The following is a 20,685-nucleotide window of genomic DNA, read 5'->3' as shown; positions in this document are numbered from 1 at the left end:
ATTGTTTGATAATGATTCATAATTGTACGAGAGATTTTTCCGACTGCTTTCCATAGCTTTGCGTACTTTTTGCATAAAAGATCATGTAGTGCCTTGGTGAATTTCAAAACGTTTTTCCATTTGAATACTGGATACACTTTTACTACTAGTGGTCATTTCAAATACGATACAAAAAGCTTTGTGCAAACCAAACTTAACCTTATGGAAAAACGTATTTGCAGTAGAACTTTCTACATGGTGACAGCCATAGCATTGGTAATTATATCCCGATTTCTCACATCCTTTTGTATGACCAGATTTCATACAAGTAAAACCATCTTGCCATTTAATACGTGCTAAATAAGCTTTACAAGCTTCATCGTTTGGCAATTATTTTATAAAGTTTAGGATACTTTGCCCTTCAAATACTTCCATAACGGCTGATTTTAATCAAATAAATATACAGAAACTAAATGACTAACTCAAAATATTAATATTCACTTCTAAGTAAAAAAAAATGCCTTAAAAGGGTCTAGTGATGTCTCATGTGTAAGTAGTGAGCACAAAAAAACCTGCTCAGATGAGCAGGTTTTTATTTAAGGATCTGAAGTTTAGTTATCGGTATCTTGTGTTTCTTCTAAATCATCTGATTTTCGCCCAATTTTTATTTTAGGGTTGTCTTTGTTTCCTGTTATTATTAACGGAACCCCTAAAATTCCTAAAGGAGGTAAGCCTAATCTCATTTTAATATTTAATTTTCCATCTAAGCTAGTTGTCCCTTCTATTCTTGGTCTGAAACCAGCAAATTTAAATTTGAAGCGTTCTAGAGTAATTATATTATTCTTGATGCTGCTCTTAATGTCTACTTTCGAAATTTCTGGATTTTTTATCCCTTCATGGCTGGTTGTTTTGCTTACTGCATTAAACATTTTCATACCATATAGCTTAATGTTTTTTACAGAAACAACACCTTCTCCAACTAATGAAGGATATACAGGCTCCATCTTGGCATTAAGCCTTCCTTTTAATTTATAATCTAAAGAAACTGTTCCTTGTGCTTTCTCTGCTGCACTTGCCATTTTTCTGAAAATTTCAATTTCATTATAGGCTCTTTTAACATCGAAATCTGTTGCTTTTATAGTATAATCGAATATTGCTTTTTTAGCTGTTAAAGCTTGATAAGTTGCATCCATATTTACTTCGCAACCGATTAGGTTAAAACCAGTATTTTGCATGTTTAGGATACCTTTGTTCATTTTAAGATTTCCTTTAGCGTTATTTAAAGTAAGTTTATTAAAGTTTACTCTTTGTGCATTAGCTTGAAACTGCAGATTAAAATTCGTTGGGATTATGATTACCCCAGTCTGAGTTACTTCAGTAGTTTTAGGTACTTCAGAATTTGTGTTTGCAGGTGCGGTACTTGTTTCGATAGTTGTACTTGACATAAATTCATCGGCATTAATGTATTTTGAATTTATGACAAATGAACCTTTTAAAATTCCAGTTTTGGTTGTTGCAAAATTGAAGACATTTTGTAAATAACCATTCATTTTAAAATCTGATTGACCATATGTTGACAAAAAGTTGTTAAAAGACATTTTATCTTGGTTTATTTTAAAAATACCTTCTTTAATTATAAACTTCTTAGGAAGATACTCGGAGACTATACCAATATTTCTGATTTCTAATGTTCCTTTATTATTGAGTTTGCTGTAATTGCCTTTTTCGGCATCACTTTGTTTTCCTTTTAAAACCAAATCAGCTTTAATTGAGCCATCCAAATCTAGTCCTTTTTGAGAAAAAACTTTATATATTTTGCTTATATCCAGTACTCCTTTAGCTTTTATATCATATGCAAGATCATTAAAGTTTTTTAAGTCAGCATCTATAAAAAATGGTTTTCCTTCAAAGGTTATTTGTGCAGGAGATAGTTTAACTTTTAAATCTTCGAAAGTTCCTTTTACATTGTTAACTTTTGATACAATAGTAATATCTGTAATAGGATTAGGATAATATTTTGTTTTTAAATATCCATTTTTTAAATTAATAGTGCCTGAAGTTACAGGAAAGAGTTTGTGCTTTAAATCAAACTTCCCTTTTGCTTTAATATCTCCAATCAGATTTCCTTTTAATTCTATATCAGGAATTCCGAATGCCTGAGTTAGTTTTTGTAAATCTATTTGACTATTTAAATCAATATCTATTTCTGGATTGTTTACTCCTTTTACATAAAACTTAGATTTTAAGTAATCTTTATTAATGTTTAAGGATAAGTTTTTTGCGTCTACTATTAAAAGATCAGGATTCAACGATGGTAGTTTTGTGTTTATGTCCAGGTTTAAATTTGAAACGGGGAAAGAACTTTTGTTATAGTTTACATAACCATCATTTATCTTTAAATCTAAGTTTAAATCGGGAGCAATTTTTTTTGAAGCAATATATTTCCCTTTTAATGTAAGTAGTAAGTTGGTATTTCCTTTTAAATCAGTTTTAGAAAGCCAAGTAATATATTTTGGAGGAAATGCAGTAAATACATCGTGTAGTTTACTATCATTTGATTTTATTGTAAAATCGATATCATAACCGTCTTTTAAAAAGTCAAATTTACCTTTAAAATCAACGATCAATTGGTTGATTTTTAAGTTGTTTTGTTCGAAAAAGAATGATAATGAGTTTACATTTACTTTGGTGATTAAATCGGCATCAACTTTTTTATTCATCAAATAAGGCTCGTTCTCATATAAGATGTTTAATTTTTCGATTTTTGCTTTCGAATATAAATCAAAGATGTCTTTGCTTAAATCGCCTTTCCCAGAATAATTAAATCCAAAAACATCAAAGTGTACTTTGGTTGATTGATCATCATAAATTATTTTGCTATTGATGATTTCAATTTTCTCTAATTTTAAAGATGTCTCCGTAGTGTCTTTAGTTTTTTCAGCTTGAGAGGAAGATTTATAGACGTTATAATTCGCTTCTCCATTTTTATTAACCTTTACATTAATAAAAGAATTTGATAAATAGATTTGATCAATACTTACTGTTTTACCAAAGATTAAACTGCTTACGTTTATTCCAAAAGAAACTTCTTTTGCAGTAACAAAATTCTCTTTTTGAAAAGGTGCTGATCCATTTAATTTTAAGTCGTTTAGAGTTAAAGTTAATGAGGGGAAATGATGAAAAAAAGAAATGTTTGCATCAGAATAGTTTAACTCAGCATTTAACTTTTGATTTGCTGTCTTTTTTATTTCTTCTTTTATTTTGTCAGAAAATACGAAAGGAGTAATGAAAAGTAGTGCTAAGATAACAACAAGAGTTATTCCAGTATATTTTACTATTCTGTATAAAATGGATTTCAAATTACTTTTTGCCATGATATGATTATTAAAATAAATTATTATCCGTGAATGGTTTCTTGTTTACCATAATTTGTAATGATCGAAGTTTCAAATTCAATCCATTCTGCCCAACGTTTGTCAACATCGATATTGTCAGTATATTTTCTGGCGAAACCAAGAAAAGTAGTATAGTGTCCAGCTTCAGAAATCATTAAATCACGATAGAATTTTGCTAATTCCTGATCTTTTATATTTTCTGAAAGAACTTTAAAACGTTCACAACTTCTTGCTTCTATCATAGCCGAAAATAATAAACGATCTACCAATGCATCTTTTCGGCTTCCGTCTTTTTTCATGAATTTAAAAAGTTCATTTACATAATGATCCTTACGTTCACGTCCGAGGGTCAGTCCTTTTCTCTTAATTAAATCATGGACCATTTGTAAATGTTCCAATTCTTCTCTGGCAATTATCAATAGTTCGGTTACTAATTCTTCTAATTCTGAATTGTAAGTTATTAAACTAATTGCATTTGAAGCAGCTTTTTGCTCACACCAAGCATGGTCGGTCAAAATTTCTTCAATGTTTGATTCGACGATATTTACCCAGCGTGGGTCTGTAGCTAATTTTAATCCTAACATGATATTGTATTTATAACTTACAAAATTAGTGTTTTATTCCTGATTTTTAGATTTATTGATGATATTGCGGCTTAAATAGTATTATTTTGTACTAGAAATAAAATAAGGTATGAGTGAGCTTAAAAAGCTTTTAATTATTGGTTTTGTATGGCCAGAGCCTAATTCATCGGCAGCAGGAGGAAGAATGATGCAATTAATTTCAATTTTTCAGGAATGGGGATTTGATATTACATTTGCAAGTCCTGCTTTGGACAGTGATTTTATGATTGATCTTGAAGTATTAGGAATTAAAAAAAAATCTATTGCTTTAAATTGTTCTAGTTTTGATGATTTTATAAAAGAGCTGAATCCATCTATTGTTTTGTTTGATCGATTTATGATTGAAGAACAGTTTGGTTGGCGTGTCTCTGAAAATTGTCCTGATGCATTGCGAATTTTGGATACTGAGGATTTGCATTGTTTACGCCAAGCCCGCCAAAAAGCATTCAAAGAAAATAGAAGTTTTGTAGTTAGCGATTTATTTTTAGAAGAAGTTGCAAAGAGGGAAATAGCTAGTATTCTGCGTTGTGATTTGTCGTTGATGATTTCTGAGTTTGAGATGGAATTATTAGAATCGGTATTTAAAATCGATACTGCTTTATTATATTATTTACCTTTTTTATTGAATCCAATTTCTGAAGATATATTAAAAGCATTGCCCACTTTTGAAGTAAGAACTGATTTTATCTTCATCGGTAATTTTTTGCATGAACCTAATTGGAATACCGTTCAATATTTAAAAGAAACAATTTGGCCTTTGATAAAAAAAGAATTGCCAGAAGCGGCTTTGAAAGTTTATGGCGCTTATCCTTCACAAAAGGTATTGCAATTACATCATCCTAAAAGTGGTTTTTATATTATGGGTCGTGCAGATAATGCTCAGGAAGTAGTACGGAAATCACGTGTGGTTTTAGCTCCAATACGTTTTGGTGCGGGGCTAAAAGGGAAACTCGTTGAAGCCATGCAATCTGGAACACCAAGTGTAACCACAACAATAGGTGCGGAAGCGATGAATGGTGATTTACCTTGGAATGGTTTTATTGTTGATGATGCTGAAGATTTTGCTAAGGCTGCTGTAGAATTATATCAAGATAAAAATTTGTGGAGTGAAGCTCAAATAAAAGGAATCGAAATTATTAATGCACGTTATTTAAAAGATAATTTTGCAACGGATTTTATAGAAACAATTTTTTATTTACAATCTAATTTGAAATCTCATCGACATAATAATTTTATGGGTAGTATGTTGCAATATCATACTTTGAAGAGTACAAAGTATATGTCTAAATGGATTGAAGCTAAAAATAAGAGTTAGGCTTCTTCTTTACCAAAACCTACAGTTTCTCGATATATTTGTGGCGAAACATCGGCATTGGTTTTAAAGAATCGACTAAAATAATGTTCATCATCATATCCTAATTCATAAGCAATTTCTTTTACGGTTTTATTTGTTAAATATAATTCTCTTTTTGCTTCAATGATAATTCTTTCAGCTATAAGATCAGTAAGGGTTTTGTTGAAATAATTTTTTGACAACTTGGCTAGGGCTTTCGGTGAGATATTTAGCATTGCGGCATAATTTCCTGCGGAATGTTTAGTTTTGAAATTATCTTCGATTGCATCTTTTAAATTTTGAAGTATAAAAGGCTCTTTAGAATCTGGAACTGATTTTGTTCCTTGTAATTGCTGATTTTTTAGTCTGGATGCTGTGATTAAAAATATCTTTAAGTAGGAAATCAATGATTCGTATTGTGCTAATTCTGCGTTTTGAATTTCACTTTTCATTTGATCTAAAACCATTCGAAAAGTTTCGGCTGCTTGTTCTGTAATAAGAGTAAATGGTGGCTCATATACATTATTGAATAAAATGCCATTACAGGAAACTTCTTTTTGATGCATGTGAATACAATAGAAATCAGGATGAAAATGAATCGCAATTCCTTCAATTGGGTCACTTACGCATAACATAAATGGCTGATAAGGAGAAAAGGCTAAGAGTGAGTTTTCTTCAAAATGATGCTCAGCAAAATCAGCTTTTACTTTGCCCTTACCTTTGGTTATCCATATTAAAGAAAAATAATTATTACGTTGTAAATGATCAAAATGACTATTGTTATAGAATGAAAATAATTTGAATGCAAGGTTGCCATTTTGTGGATTAATTAGCGTAAAAATATTTTGACTGCTCATAGTTTAGGTTGTTTTTCAAAATATAAAGATAGTTATGAAATAGACCATAACTATCTTTGGGAATTGTTTTTATCTAAGTTATTTTTGAAACTCTAGGCTTGGAACTGTTGGAAAATCAATTTCGGTATTTGCTGTGTTATTGAAATAGTTTGTTAAAATGTTTAAAGCAACATGCCCAACTATTTCTGAAATTTCAGCATCTGATACTCCTGCATTTTTTACTTTATTGACGTCTTCATCGTTTACTATACCATTTTTACTTATTAAAGTTTTTGCAAATTGTAAAATTGCATTAGTTTTTGCATCTGTAGAATTTCCTTTTCTGGCCGCGTGTAAAACTTCTGGTGTGGCTTTTGCTAATTTTTCTCCGATGAAAGTATGAGCGGCTAAGCAATAATCGCAAGAATTACTTTCTGAAATTGCTAAGGCTAATAATTCGCCAGTTTTTGCGCTTAATTTTCCGTGACTTAAAGCGCCACTTAAATTTAAATATCCTTCTAATATGGCTGGAGAATTCCCCATTGTTCTCATCATGTTAGGAATGACTCCTAATTTAGCTTGTACGGCATTGAATAATTCTTTTGTTTTTCCTGTTGCTTCTTCTGGATTTAATGCTGTTAATCGTGTCATCTTATTTCGTTTTTATGTTATAATTATTTATTGTCTTTTGACATTACAAAGATGCGACGATGAGTAATTTTAGAACATGGAGAATTGACGTTATGTAATGGATAATTTTCCTAAGTTTTTTTAAAATAAAAAAATCCCCGATTACTTACGTAATCGGGGAAGTGAATTTTTGGTTTACATTCTCAGTTTTTAGTCACATTAACCAATAGGTTACAAGCTGAAAGTCGCGACTGAATACTATTTTAAAACACCTTCAACAGCTTGAACTGTTGTAGCGTGATAACCAGATTTTGCTTTTTCAAAAATTTGTTTAGCCCAAATTTTTCCTTCTGGAGTTTTTACCATTTCTTTATATAGTGTCATTAATGAACCGGTTCTGCTAGTAGCGATCATAAACTGTTCTATTGCAGGATATGCAACAGTGTAATGATGACGAATAGCAGGTACAAACCATTGACGTTTTATAACAAAATTACCACCTTTTGTAAAGTTAAATTCTGCATCTATATCAGCCATTTCTTTAGGAGTAATGTCTTCGGGAAGATAATCTATGAAATGCTGCTTTTCTGTTGTTGATTTTATTTTTTGACTTAATCCTTTAATTCCGGTTTTTCTCCAGTTTTTTTGAATACTGTCTATTGCGGTAAAATCTGCAGAAGAAACAGAAGTAATGTTTGATGGTACGCCAGGTTTATAAATCCAATCTTCTGCTTTTATTTTATCTGCAAGAGTTTTGTCTCCCTTTATAAGGTTTTCGTTATAATATTTCAAAAAATCTTCTGTTGTAATAGATTGGAAAGCATGTGCATTGAAATAATTCTTAATAAAAGCATCAAATTTCTCACGTCCAGCCGCATGTTCAATTACTTTTAAAAACTCATATCCTTTTACGTATGGAATTTGGCTTATTCCGTCATCTGGGTTTCTTCCTGTAAGAGATACTTTTAAACGGGTATCTGGATTGGTATTTCCATATTCAGCTATGTTGTCATCTAGTTCTTTACGACTTATTACATCTTGCATTTCTGCTTCTTTTTTGCCGAAAATTTCTTCGCCAATTCGGTGTTCTACATAAGTTGTAAAACCTTCATTAAGCCAAATGTCATCCCAAGTTGCATTGGTAACCAGATTACCACTCCAGCTATGTCCTAATTCATGCGCTAATAAGCTAGTTAAAGAACGGTCTCCTGCAATAACACCAGGAGTTAGGAATGTTAAGTTAGGGTTTTCCATTCCGCCATAAGGGAAACTAGGTGGTAAAACTAATACATCGTAACGTCCCCAACGGTATGGACCATAAAGTTTTTCGGCTGCAACAACCATTTTTCCAAGTTCAGCAAATTCCCAAGCCGATTTTTTTAGCATTGATGGTTCTGCGTAAACTCCAGTTCTATTATCAATTGATTGAAATTCGATATCTCCAACTGCAATTGCCATTAAGTAAGATGGTATTGCTTTGTCTTGTTTAAATGTATACACTCCTGTATCGTTTTTATTTTGCGGATTAACGGCACTCATAACGGCCATTAAATCTTTTGGAACTGTAACTTTTGCATTATAAGTAAAACGAATTGATGGAGAGTCTTGACACGGAATCCAGGTACGAGACCAAATGCTTTCTCCTTGAGAGAAAAGGAACGGTTTCTTTTTGTCGGCCGTTTGCGCAGGTTTTAGCCATTGTAATGCTACAGCGTCTTTGCTTGTGCTGTAGTAGATATTTACTTTGGTTGTATTTGGTTCAATTGTAATATGAAGTGGTTTTCCGTGGAATTCAACGTCTTTTCCTAGTTCGAATTTGGTTTCTTTTTCTTCATCTCCCAAAGTTACTTTAGTGATGTTAAGAGTGTTTTCGTCAAAGATAATTTCGTTGCCTTTGCTGATATTGTCAATTTGCCAAGATGCTTTTCCTGAAATTGATTGTGTTTCAAAATTAACATTGATGTCAAGGTCTAAATGTTTTACAACGGCAAGATCTGGTTTTGAGTAAGAGTGCTCATCTTTAACTGTTGTAGCTTTTTCAGTTTCTGTTTTTTTCTGACAAGCTAATGCTGTCAAGAAAATGGTTAGTAGATATATTTTTTTCATTTTTATAAAAAATTGATTTAAAATGTAAATTAAATGAAAAAATCCCATTTTGAAAGTTCAAAATGGGATTTTTAATATAAAATAATAACGAATTATGCCAACATAGTAACTGGGCTTTCGATATATTGTTTCAATGTTTGTAAAAATTGAGCACCAGTTGCACCATCAATTGTTCTATGGTCACAAGCCAATGATAACATCATTGTGTTTCCTACTACAATTTGACCGTTTTTAACTACTGGTTTCTCTACGATTGCACCTACAGATAAGATTGCAGAGTTTGGTTGGTTTATGATAGAATTGAATTCTGTAATACCAAACATTCCAAGGTTAGATACTGTAAAAGTACTTCCTTCCATTTCTTGTGGTCCAAGTTTTTTGTTTTTAGCTCTTCCGGCAAGATCTCTTACGCTAGCTCCAATTTGAGATAAACTCATAGCATCTGTAAATTTCAATACAGGAACTACCAATCCGTCTTCAACAGCTACAGCAACACCAATATTTACATGGTGGTTGATGATGATAGCATCTTCTTTCCACTGTGAGTTAATTTTTGGATGTTTTTTCAATGCCAAAGCACAAGCTTTAATTACCATATCGTTAAAAGATACTTTTGTATCTGGAACGGTATTGATTGTCGCTCTTGAAGCCATTGCATCATCCATAGTTACTTCGATCACTAAGTTGTAGTGAGGTGCAGTAAATAATGATTCCGCAAGACGTTTAGCGATAATTTTACGCATTTGAGAGTTTTTGATCTCTTCGGTGAAAACTTCTCCAGCAGGAACAAATACTTTTGGTGCAGCAGGAGCAGCAGTTTCAGCTTTTGGCGCAGCAGCAGTTGCTGTTGAAGCTGGTTGTGCTTGTACAGATGGAGTAAAGTTTTCGATATCACTTTTTACGATACGTCCGTTTTCTCCAGAACCTTTAACCTGAGTTAATTGGATTCCTTTATCAGAAGCGATTTTCTTCGCTAATGGCGAAGCTAAAATTCTTCCGTTTGAAGTTTCAGCAACAGTTTCCGTTGCTTTTTCAGCGGCAGGAGCAGCTTTTTCTTCAGTTGCAGGAGTACTTGCAGTTGTAGTTCCTCCGGCAGTATAATTGTCAGCAATACCAGAAATATCAGTTCCAGCAGGTCCGATTATAGCTAATAGACTATCAACAGGAGCTGTGTTTCCTTCTTGAATGCCAATGTATAATAATGTTCCTTCGTTGAAAGACTCAAATTCCATTGTTGCTTTGTCTGTTTCGATTTCAGCAAGAATATCACCTTCAGCAACAGCATCACCTACTTTTTTCAACCAAGTTGCTACTGTTCCTTCGGTCATTGTATCGCTCAAACGTGGCATAGTTACAACTATAACACCTTTTGGTAATTCAGTTGCAGCTTTTGCAGGAGCAGGAGCTTCTGTATTTGCGGCAGGAGTTTCAGCTTTTGGTTCCGAAGCTTTAGGAGCAGCATCTCCAGCGATTAATGCAGTAACATCTTCGCCTTCGTTTCCTATAATTGCTAATAATGAATCTACTGGAGCAGTTTCTCCAGCAGGGATTCCTATATATAAAAGAGTACCTTCATTGAAAGACTCAAATTCCATTGTTGCTTTATCTGTTTCAATTTCAGCAAGGATATCACCTTCGCTAATTTTGTCGCCTACTTTTTTAAGCCAAGTCGCTACCGTTCCTTCCGTCATAGTATCGCTCAAACGAGGCATTGTTACTTTTATCGCCATAATATTTTATAGTTTATGAGGTGTAAATGGATAGTCTTCTTGTGCATAAACAACATCATATAATTGTTGTAAGTCTGGATATGGAGATTCTTCTGCAAATTTCACACATTCTTCAACTAAGTCTTTAACTCTTTGGTCAATAGCTTCAATTTCTTCTTCTGTTGCAAATTTTTGATCCGTAATTACATCAAGAACTTGTGTAATTGGGTCAATTTTTTTGTACTCTTCAACTTCTTCTTTTGAACGGTATAATTGCGCATCAGACATAGAGTGTCCTCTGTAACGGTATGTTTTCATTTCCAGGAATGTTGGTCCATCACCACGACGCGCTCTTTCGATTGCTTCATACATAGCTTCTGCAACTTTCACAGGGTTCATACCATCAACTGGTCCGCAAGGCATTTCATAACCTAAACCAAGTTTCCATATATCAGTATGATTAGCTGTTCTTTCTACAGATGTTCCCATTGCATATCCATTGTTTTCAACAATAAATACTACAGGTAATTTCCATAACATAGCCATATTAAAAGCTTCGTGTAATGAACCTTGTCTAGCAGCACCATCACCAAAATAAGTCATGGTAACACCACCAGTTTCAAAATATTTATCTGCAAAAGCTAAACCAGCTCCTACAGGAATTTGTCCACCTACAATTCCGTGACCTCCGTAAAAACGGTGTTCTTTTGAGAAAATATGCATAGATCCACCCATTCCTTTAGATGTTCCTGTTGCTTTTCCTAAAAGTTCAGCCATTACACGTCTTGGGTCAACACCCATACCAATTGGCTGTACGTGATTTCTGTAAGCAGTTATCATTTTATCTTTTGTCAAATCCATGACATGCAATGCACCAGCTAGTACAGCTTCTTGACCATTATATAGGTGAAGAAATCCTCTCACTTTCTGTTGGATGTACAATGCTGCTAGTTTGTCTTCAAACTTTCTCCAAAGTAGCATGTCTTCATACCACTTTAAATATACCTCTTTTGTAACTTCTTTCATCTGAATTCTTTCTTTTGCTAAAGTGTTTCTGTTATCAATTGTTGCCTATAACGCAAAATAGTTTCCTCCCACAAATTTGCGCCCGAAGGGTCGGGATGCAAAAATAAGACATTCCTACTAAGAACTAAAATTTAAAAGCTAATTTTTGGTTTTTTTTACAAGAACTTTTTATCAAACATAAAAGGAAGTAAATTTTTTAGGGATGCCGATTGATAAATTACACCTATTTCTCCCATGAAATAAATTTCGATAGGGGTTTCTTGTTTTATTTCGTATTCTGCAATTGATTGTCTGCAAGATCCACATGGCGGAATAGGGGCTTTTGTTTGATTTGTATCGGAAGCAGCTGTAATTGCAATTTTTAAAATTTTTGCATCAGGATAAATAGCACCTGCGTGAAAAATAGCCACGCGTTCTGCACAAAGTCCCGAAGGGTATGCTGCATTTTCTTGATTTGAACCTAAAACAATTTTGCCATTATCTAAAAGTAATGCTGCGCCAACTCTAAATTTAGAATATGGTGCATATGCTTTTTTGCGAATAGCGATTGCTTCGTTCATTAAGTTTTGAATGTCATTTGAAAGTTCTTCGATAGATTCAAATACTGAAAATTGCGTTGTTATTGATATTTCTTTCATTATATATTTAGGAAAAAAAATCCAAATTTCTAAAATGTGAAATTTGGATTGTTGTAATTTATTTGTTTTATATATTAGTATACCTCGTATTTGTCGCCAAAGTTAAAGGTAAGTGAGAAACGAAGTGTATTTTCTAGTGGATTTTTTACGTTTGAAGTAGAAAATAAATATGAAACATCGACTTTAACGACATTATATTTAAATCCTGCCCCTAGAGAAAAGAATTTTCTAGCTCCTTTTTCTGGACTTTCGTGAAAATAACCTAGTCGGAAAGCAAAAGAATCCTGATACATATATTCTGCACCAATGCTATAAGTAATCTCTTTTAGTTCTTCGCTAAAACCTCCCGGAGCATCTCCAAAAGATTTAAAAACTCCAGACACCCAACTTATTGATCGGTAGTCTTCGTTGTTTTGATTTCTTTCTTCCGGAGTTACAACACCATCTCCATTTAAATCTGGATTTTGAGGTGTTGGAACCAGTAGTTTACTAAATTCTACACCTACAGCTAGTTTGTTGTAGTCGTCTAAAATGAAATCAAAACCTCCACCTACTTTTAAATTAGCAGGTAAGAAATTAGCATTAAGTTCATCGCTATCGTATTTTATTTTTGGTCCTAAGTTCTGGATGTTGAATCCCCCTCTCCATCTTCCGTTGAAATCATTATAAGCAATTTCTTCAGATTGATAGAAACCTGCAATGTCTACTGCAAAAGAACTTGCGGCGGATGCATCTACATCGGCTGAAGCAATTTTTAAATTAGAACGAATGTATCGTCCAGCTACTGCCATCGAAAATTTTTCGCTTAATTTTAGAGAGTAAGATCCATCTAGGGCTAATTCATTTGGGGAAACGATATTTACTGCTTCATCTGGGCTATCAGTTGATCGTAATTCGATATCACCGAAACCAAAATAACGAAAACTCGCTGCAAATGCACTTCTATCATTTACTTTGTTGAAATAAGTAAGTTGTCCTAGCGATACATCATTAACCAAATCGGTTAAATATGGGGTATAACTAACGGAGAATCCCTGCTTGTCTTCGGAGAAGGCAAATTTTGCGGGGTTCCATTGTTGAGAAAAAGCATCTACAGATGTGGCGACACCTTGGTCGGCCATACCTGCTGCTCTAGCGTCGGCAGCTACTAATAAAAAGGGCACTGCAGTTGTGATTGTTCTTTCTTGTGCCTTGGCTAAAGAAACGATAAAAAGGCAGATTAAAATGAGGGTAGTTTTTTTCATCTAGTTTTTTAAAATGGTAAACAAATATAATATTTAATTAAAGTATGACAAGTTTTTCTATTTTTTCTGCTTTTTTATTTGTTGTATTCGATCTAACTGTGAGTTTATAAATATAAACTCCTTTTCCAATTCGATCACCAAAATCATCCCGACCATTCCATGTTATGTCCCGTGATAAAAAACCTTCGGTAGTAACAATTTGATTTTTAGTCCAAACTACTTTTCCAGTAATAGTCATTACTTGTATCTGAACCTCTAAAGGTTCGTAAGGTTTGTTGTGTGAGAACCAAAATTCAGTATAGGTTGTGAACGGATTTGGGTAATTTAATACATGCGTTAATGTTATTTTATCATCTCCAGAGACGACAAACTGAATTTCGGCAGTAACCGGATTATTATACACATCCCAAGCTGTTAAGGTAACGGTATGTAATCCTACTGCCAGATTACGAAACGGAAAACGTAATGTTCCGTGTGTGTAATCATCTAATTTAGTTTGGTAGTAATCGTTTAATATATAAGGATTACTAACGTCTCCATCCAAAATAGCGACAATGTCATGACCAATTCCGCTTGCTGTATTTATTCCATTTTCATCTTCCAGATTTGCAAGTAGGAAAGGAGATTCATTTGTAACTCCTCCAGATACAAATGTTTCGTCGTTCATATATAACTGCACTTTTGGACTAATATTGTCCTTAGGTGCATTTTCATTTATTCCTCCTATTTTTATAGTGGTGTCGTAACCAGTTTGGTTCTCAAGGAGTTGTTGTTTTTTGGCGTAAAAACTTATTCTTCCGTTCCCTAAGGGGATTCTAATGTCTCTTGGTACTACAAAACTAAATTCGAATAAGCCATTTTTTATTGAGGCATTACCTCTAAATATGGTTTCTCCCAAAGTAATAAATTGCATTGGTGGACTAAAGCCATCGTTGTTAAGGGTTGAGGAGGTGATGAATTTGTCGAAAATAGCAGTAGTTAATTCACCGTTGTAATTTGTTAGCAGGTTATTGTTTTCATCTGTTATTTCACCCGATAATTTAATTTTTGCAAGTGATTTGAAATCATCAATTGGTTGCGAGGTAATAACATCATTTACTTTGGTGAGTTTTATTTTTGGTTTTGGAATTGCTAGCATTAAAGCAGGGTCACCTATATAAACAATGATATTGCTAGAGGAACTAGGATCGCTATTTTTGGTTAATCGTAATGATTCGGAAATTGCAGGATACTGATTTGATCCGTATGATAATAGGTTTTTGGATAAAGAATCGTTGAGATTTTGGCCGCCATACTGGCTAATAGACCTTATGGTTGTAAGCATGGCGATAGCTCCTCCTTTTGGATTCCAAAATGTATATTCACCAGCTGTAGGTCTGGTTGGATCGTCAAATCTAGAGAATTCGCAAGTAATGGTTATGAATAAAGGGTATTTATATCGATTGTTTAAGTTTTGCCCATCTGCTTTTTCCCAAATTCGTTCGCTGGCAAGACCATCTTCACCACCATGACCTAAATAATTAAGAACAAGTGCTCCTTTTTCGAATGCATTAAATAAATCAGTTCTTGCTTTAGGGTATCTTGAACCTCCTGAAGAGGCTTCTTGTACATAAGAGTCTAGAAGAATCTTATCAACATTAAAAAAAGGTTTTTCGGTTGAGATGAGATCTGCTAATTTATTTTGTCGACTTTGTAATGTAGCGTCTGTGGCTTTATCTGAATCATCAGCGACCAATATGAAGTTGTTTTTCCAATTTCCGTATGATTTTATATCGTGATATTCGAGTACTTTATTGACCATCTCATCTGCTTGTTTGGTGTCATTAACAAGCATTCTTCCTACGGCTATGTCAATTCCACCGTAATCGGAAGTTATATTTCCTTCATCAGTATCCATTAATCCATAAAAATCATCAGATGCAAATGAAAATTCTGCTGTGGTGTTGCTTACCAAAGAGTAATATATAGGTACAATATTTCCATTGTTTGCGATTCTGTTTTTGTAATCAAAAGAAGCATCACCGAAAAGGTTAACGTATTTGACTTTTTTATCTAGGGTCGATCCGTTATCGTAGATGTATTTAATACAATTACGAATGGCTGCAATATCTTGTTTTCCCGATGAGAATTCTTGATAGATAGATTCTAATGAGATTACTTTTACATTTAATTTTGAATAAGATCTATGAAATGATGCTAATTTTTCGGCTTGATTCAATAAAAAAGAAGGGGCTATGATTACATAGTCGATGTCTTGAAAAGAGTTTTGATTATTTTTGAAGATGGTTCCTTTGATGTTTTGATTTGCTATTTTGGTTTTATTGTCTTTAAGAGGAGTGTAATAATCCGAAGGGTCGATAGCAATGTATTTTCTAACTTCTCCAAGTTGAGCTTTAAAATTTATTGTAGCTTGATTTGGATTTTCGATAGTACTAACATTATATATATCGGTAACGTCCCAAACCTGACTTATTCCATTTGTGTTTGTGATGTTGTAATTTGCAATTCCTATACTCGAACTCGCCAGGTCGTATTGAAAGATAAATTGTTTTCCATAACCTTGTAGTTTTCTTTTTGCAATAAGGCTAATCCGGTCTAAGTATCCTTTTGATCCGGGAACACTATTGTTGTTGTATGTTAGTTTTATTTTTAAGTTTTCAGCTCCAGTAAATAGTCTGCTTGGGCGTAGGGTATCTGTGAAAAATTTAATATCAGGAATGTTGGTGGTTATTGGGGAGAAAATAATATTTCCTACATCTTGACCATTAGCAGTAATTTTAAATGAAGTGTCTGTATATGCTGCGGATGCTGCTTTTACTTGTATTTTTACAGGAGTTGCTATGTCAATGTTTGGGAAGTTAAAATCAAATTCTTGTTCATTGTTAATATCAAATGCTTCGCCGTACCATTCTCGACCTAAATGTGCAATATTAATAAGGTCTTTTTCATGGTATTGGTGATCATCAAATGTCGAGATGTTTATGGTACTACTTCCGGTAGGAGGCATCATTTGGGAGATTCTCTTGCCATCGCCTCCTTGGGTTGTTATATAGTAATATGATTTATTGTCGTATAAATTACTATAGGTTTTGCTTTCGTTGTTCCATGTGTTTACACCTTCGGCATAAAATAGGATATAATCTTCATTATCAAAACTACCGTCATTTTCGCCAATGATTTGAATAGCATTCTCGGTTAAATCATCAGGGTAGTAAATAGCATTAGATAAAGGGAGCATTCTGCCACCATTTCCAAATATTTTTATTGTTTTCGGATTGGTTCTACTTATATCCAGCCCTAAGCTTTGTATAAAGCTTTTGGAGATTTTATAGACACCCGATTTCTCTATGTAAAAACGATACCAATCGCCAGATGATAAAACGGAATTGGATATGCCTGCATTCTTTTTTGATGTTATTCTTGAAGTAGTGTTGGTTCTGGAAGTTGTTGTTATATTATAGGTGAAGGATTTTATTCTTTTATATCCGTTTCCATCATTAATTATTGGAGATAGCTTAAGAAAAGCCTGTTTGATCCCTCTTGCCGATGTAATTCTTAGGGATTCATTGGTGGTTTTTGGGATGTTTTTTAATGTTAAATCACCAAGCTGATTTTCGGATATTGTTTCGTAAACTATATTGGATAATTGTACCGTACTATTTTCGGAATAATTCGATTGTGTAAGGTTTAAGGTAAATAAAATGGTCTTAGTGTCTCCGTTTAAATGGTAACTATTGCCAGAAAAGACGGGTGTATTTACTTTAAAACTACCAAAATATATGTCTTTTTTATCAAGCCAGTTTATAATGACTTCGTCTTTTGTTTGTGCAAAAGAACTGATATATAGAAAGATAAAATAGGTTAGTAGGGTCTTTTTCATTGTGCGCTTTAACAAAAATGTTATAGTTATATTCTGGCAAGTAAAAATATAGTATTTAGTGTTATAGTGAATAATAAAAAGTATATTTTTGCGTTCGAGTTATGTGATATGATTTGATAAAAATCAGGTGCATGAAATTTTTATAATTGTTTTTATAATTGATGTTGCAAATTAATTTTAATTATTATATTGCAGCACCTAAATTATTACCTACTAAAGAGTATGAAAGTAAACAAAATTATGGCCTTACAGTTGATGTTATCTATGACATTGGTGCTGGGAATGGCTAGCTGTAGTAAAAAATCTAGTTCAAGTGCATCAAGAGCTACGGGTTGGGACGTTAATAAAATTAATGGAACGGCGCAAAACGTTTCCAATAAAAAACAACAAGCGGGACCAGGACTAGTTTTTGTAGAAGGAGGAACATTTACAATGGGTAAAGTTCAGGATGATGTTATGCATGATTGGAACAATACTCCAACACAACAACACGTTCAGTCTTTTTATATGGATGAGACTGAGGTGACAAACATGATGTACCTAGAATATCTTGAATGGTTGAAAAAAGTATTTCCACCTACAGAAGAAAATTACAAACATATATATGAAGGGGCTTCGCCAGATACCTTGGTTTGGAGAAATCGTTTAGGTTATAATGAAACAATGACTAATAACTACTTAAGACATCCTGCTTATGCTAATTACCCTGTAGTTGGTGTGAACTGGATTCAAGCTGTAGAGTTTAGTAAATGGAGAACAAATCGTGTAAATGAAGCTCTTTTGGAAAAAAGAGGATATCTTAAAAAAGGCGCTAAAACATCAGATGTTAGTGCTGAAAGTAATTTCAATACAGATACATATCTTCTTGCGCCAACATCTACGTTTGGTGGAAATGAAGAAATTGTTTTAAAAGAAGGAAAAAAAGTTAAAAGAGCCAAAAAAGGTGAAACTGCCGAAGAACCTAAAAATGTGTACGCACAACGTTCTTCAGGAATTCTTTTACCAGAATATAGATTGCCAACCGAAGCAGAGTGGGAATATGCTGCAGCAGCAGATGTTGGACAAAGAGAGTACAATATATATAAAGGACAAAAGAAATATCCTTGGTCTGGAGATTATACTCGTTCTGCAAAAAGAGGAACAAGAGGAGATCAATTGGCAAACTTTAAACAAGGTAATGGTGATTACGGTGGTATAGCTGGATGGTCTGATGACGGTGCAGATATTACAAACGAAGTTAAAAAGTATCCTGCAAATGATTTTGGATTGTATGATATGGCTGGAAACGTAGCCGAATGGGTTGCCGATGTTTACAGACCTCTTATCGATAATGAAGGTAATGACTTTAACTATTTTAGAGGTAACCAATATGCTAAAAACAAAATTGGTAAAGATGGTAAAATAGAGATTGTTACTAAAGAGAATATCAAATACGATACATTAAGTAATGGTAAAATTGTAGCAAGAAATTTCCCTGGAGATATTGCACAAGTTCCAGTTGATGAACAAGAAACATATTTGAGACAAAACTTCTCTACAAGTGATAATATCAATTATAGAGATGGAGATAAACAATCATCTAAATATTATGATTTTGGAGCTTCTGATGCAGAAGTAACACCAGCAGAGAAAGCTAAACAAGCTATGTATAATTCTCCTAAACACAATGTAACAACAGATAGTTTAGGTAATATGGTTAGAAAATATGACAAGTCTAGCAAGAGAACAACTTTAATAAATGATAATGTTAGAGTTTATAAAGGAGGTTCTTGGAGAGATAGAGCATATTGGTTAGATCCAGCTCAAAGAAGATATTTTCCACAAGATATGGCAACTGATTACATTGGTTTCAGATGTGCAATGTCTAGAGTAGGTCCTAAGACTGAAAGAAGAAAATCACCTAGAAATTAAGAAAATTAATAATAGTAATAAAAGCCCTTTGATTAGGGCTTTTATTGTTTAAAATCTGTTTTGAAATGGATATTGCTCACATTCATAATTTATTTTTACAATGCCAGTCAGTTTCAACTGATACCCGTAAAATAGAGCGTAATTCAATGTTTTTTGCTATAAAAGGAGATAATTTTGATGCAAACACATTCGCTGAAGAAGCACTGCAAAAAGGAGCATTATTTGTTATAATTGACAATGTCTCTTATTTTATAGATCAAAGAACAATCTTGGTAAAAGATAGCTTGGTAGCGCTACAAGAACTTGCAAAGTTTCATCGTAACTATTTACAGCTACCTATCATAGCTTTAACAGGGAGTAATGGAAAAACTACTACAAAGGAATTGATGAATGTTGTGCTCTCAAAAAAGTACAATACCAAAGCTACAATTGGGAATTTAAACAATCACATTGGAGTGCCTTTAACTTTACTGTCGTTTACTAAAGAAACGGAAATAGGTATAGTGGAAATGGGAGCTAATCATAAGAAAGAAATAGAATTTTTATGTGAACTTGCTCAGCCTGATTTTGGATATGTAACTAATTTTGGTAAAGCACATCTTGAAGGATTTGGTGGTGTTTTGGGTGTGATCGAAGGAAAAAGTGAATTGTATAATTATCTTTTTGTCCATGATAAAATTGCGTTTGTTAATCTGGATGATCCAATTCAGGTAGAAAAGACAAGTAAGATTAAAAACTATTCGTTCGGATTTAATAAATCTAATGCCGATGTTATTGTAAGTTCTATTACTGCGAATCCATTTGTAGTTTTAGAGTTTGATAATCAAAAAATTACTTCACATTTAATCGGGTTGTACAATGCTAATAATATAAGTGCTGCATTGGCAGTAGGGAAATATTTTAAATTAGAAGATATCGCTATTAAAGAGGCTTTGGAGAGTTATATACCAGAAAATAATCGGTCTCAATTATTGAAAAAGGGAAGTAATGAGATTATTCTAGATGCTTATAACGCAAATCCGAGTAGTATGGCAGTTGCGATCGAGAATTTTATTCAGTTAGAGAAAGAAAATAAAGTGATGATTCTAGGTGATATGTTTGAGCTTGGGGTTGAAAGTGACCAGGAGCATAAATTTATTGTGACGTCGCTTTTAAATGAAAATAAAACAAAATGTTATTTCATAGGACCTTCTTTTTATAAGCATAAAGTTGATAAAGAGAATTTTTATTTTTTTGACTCATTTGATGCTTTGACTCATTATTTAGGAACTGCAAGTTTTAATGAGCAGACTATCCTTATTAAAGGATCCAGAGGAATGGCGCTGGAAAGAACCTTGAATTATATATAAAAGATTAAGAAACATAAAAAACGGCA

The 20,685-nt window shown here is 33.2% G+C and carries 13 protein-coding genes and 1 pseudogene; 3 read left to right on the top strand and 11 right to left on the bottom strand.

The features are described from left to right. Positions 1–84: 84 nt before the first annotated feature. From OIU83_RS19765 to miaE, 3 genes and pseudogenes are all read right to left on the bottom strand, one after another. Positions 85–369: pseudogene (locus tag OIU83_RS19765) on the bottom strand (transposase); the annotation flags it as partial. 221 nt (positions 370–590) lie between these two features. Beyond that, the gene (locus OIU83_RS19760; RefSeq protein WP_264207987.1) at positions 591–3,353 is read right to left on the bottom strand and encodes a DUF3971 domain-containing protein; all 2,763 of its coding nucleotides are present in this window, start codon (positions 3,351–3,353) and stop codon (positions 591–593) included. 23 nt (positions 3,354–3,376) lie between these two features. Next, positions 3,377–3,958, bottom strand: a complete 582-nt coding sequence (miaE, locus tag OIU83_RS19755) for a tRNA-(ms[2]io[6]A)-hydroxylase (protein WP_264207986.1) — start codon at positions 3,956–3,958, stop codon at positions 3,377–3,379. 109 nt (positions 3,959–4,067) lie between these two features. Here miaE and OIU83_RS19750 point away from each other — a divergent pair, with 109 nt between their 5' ends. Next, on the top strand, positions 4,068–5,312 hold the full coding sequence (locus OIU83_RS19750; protein ID WP_264207985.1) for a glycosyltransferase: 1,245 nt from the start codon (positions 4,068–4,070) through the stop codon (positions 5,310–5,312). Here OIU83_RS19750 and OIU83_RS19745 read toward each other — a convergent pair. The 8 genes from OIU83_RS19745 to porU all read right to left on the bottom strand — a co-directional run bounded on the left by OIU83_RS19745 (position 5,309) and on the right by porU (position 17,399). Further along, positions 5,309–6,187, bottom strand: a complete 879-nt coding sequence (locus OIU83_RS19745; RefSeq protein ID WP_264207984.1) for a helix-turn-helix domain-containing protein — start codon at positions 6,185–6,187, stop codon at positions 5,309–5,311. The genes OIU83_RS19750 and OIU83_RS19745 overlap by 4 nt on opposite strands. Positions 6,188–6,265: 78 nt before the next feature. Then, the gene (locus tag OIU83_RS19740; RefSeq protein WP_264207983.1) at positions 6,266–6,817 is read right to left on the bottom strand and encodes a carboxymuconolactone decarboxylase family protein; all 552 of its coding nucleotides are present in this window, start codon (positions 6,815–6,817) and stop codon (positions 6,266–6,268) included. Between the two features lie 237 nt (positions 6,818–7,054). After that, positions 7,055–8,902, bottom strand: a complete 1,848-nt coding sequence (locus OIU83_RS19735; RefSeq protein WP_264207982.1) for a hydrolase/aminopeptidase — start codon at positions 8,900–8,902, stop codon at positions 7,055–7,057. Between the two features lie 92 nt (positions 8,903–8,994). Further along, positions 8,995–10,632, bottom strand: a complete 1,638-nt coding sequence (locus OIU83_RS19730) for a pyruvate dehydrogenase complex dihydrolipoamide acetyltransferase (RefSeq protein ID WP_264207981.1) — start codon at positions 10,630–10,632, stop codon at positions 8,995–8,997. Between the two features lie 6 nt (positions 10,633–10,638). After that, positions 10,639–11,637 (bottom strand): pyruvate dehydrogenase (acetyl-transferring) E1 component subunit alpha, encoded by a 999-nt coding sequence (pdhA, locus tag OIU83_RS19725; protein ID WP_264207980.1) that lies wholly within the window; start codon positions 11,635–11,637, stop codon positions 10,639–10,641. 155 nt (positions 11,638–11,792) lie between these two features. Continuing rightward, positions 11,793–12,275 (bottom strand): cytidine deaminase, encoded by a 483-nt coding sequence (cdd, locus tag OIU83_RS19720; RefSeq protein ID WP_264207979.1) that lies wholly within the window; start codon positions 12,273–12,275, stop codon positions 11,793–11,795. A 74-nt stretch (positions 12,276–12,349) separates the two neighbouring features. Further along, entirely contained in the window at positions 12,350–13,519 is a 1,170-nt protein-coding gene (gene porV / locus OIU83_RS19715) for a type IX secretion system outer membrane channel protein PorV (protein ID WP_264207978.1), read from the bottom strand. 37 nt (positions 13,520–13,556) lie between these two features. Continuing rightward, positions 13,557–17,399, bottom strand: a complete 3,843-nt coding sequence (porU, locus tag OIU83_RS19710; protein ID WP_264207977.1) for a type IX secretion system sortase PorU — start codon at positions 17,397–17,399, stop codon at positions 13,557–13,559. 222 nt (positions 17,400–17,621) lie between these two features. Between porU and gldJ the strand changes: the two genes are divergently transcribed. Together gldJ and OIU83_RS19700 are read left to right on the top strand one after the other, a co-directional pair. Beyond that, the gene (gene gldJ / locus OIU83_RS19705) at positions 17,622–19,310 is read left to right on the top strand and encodes a gliding motility lipoprotein GldJ (protein WP_264207976.1); all 1,689 of its coding nucleotides are present in this window, start codon (positions 17,622–17,624) and stop codon (positions 19,308–19,310) included. Positions 19,311–19,375: 65 nt separating this feature from the next. Then, entirely contained in the window at positions 19,376–20,659 is a 1,284-nt protein-coding gene (locus OIU83_RS19700) for a UDP-N-acetylmuramoyl-tripeptide--D-alanyl-D-alanine ligase (protein ID WP_264207975.1), read from the top strand. Positions 20,660–20,685: the final 26 nt, after the last annotated feature.

The organism is Flavobacterium shii (assembly GCF_025847235.1).
In the GTDB taxonomy this organism is placed as follows: Bacteria; Bacteroidota; Bacteroidia; order Flavobacteriales; family Flavobacteriaceae; genus Flavobacterium; species Flavobacterium shii.
This window is presented reverse-complemented; position numbering and strand designations above follow the sequence as displayed.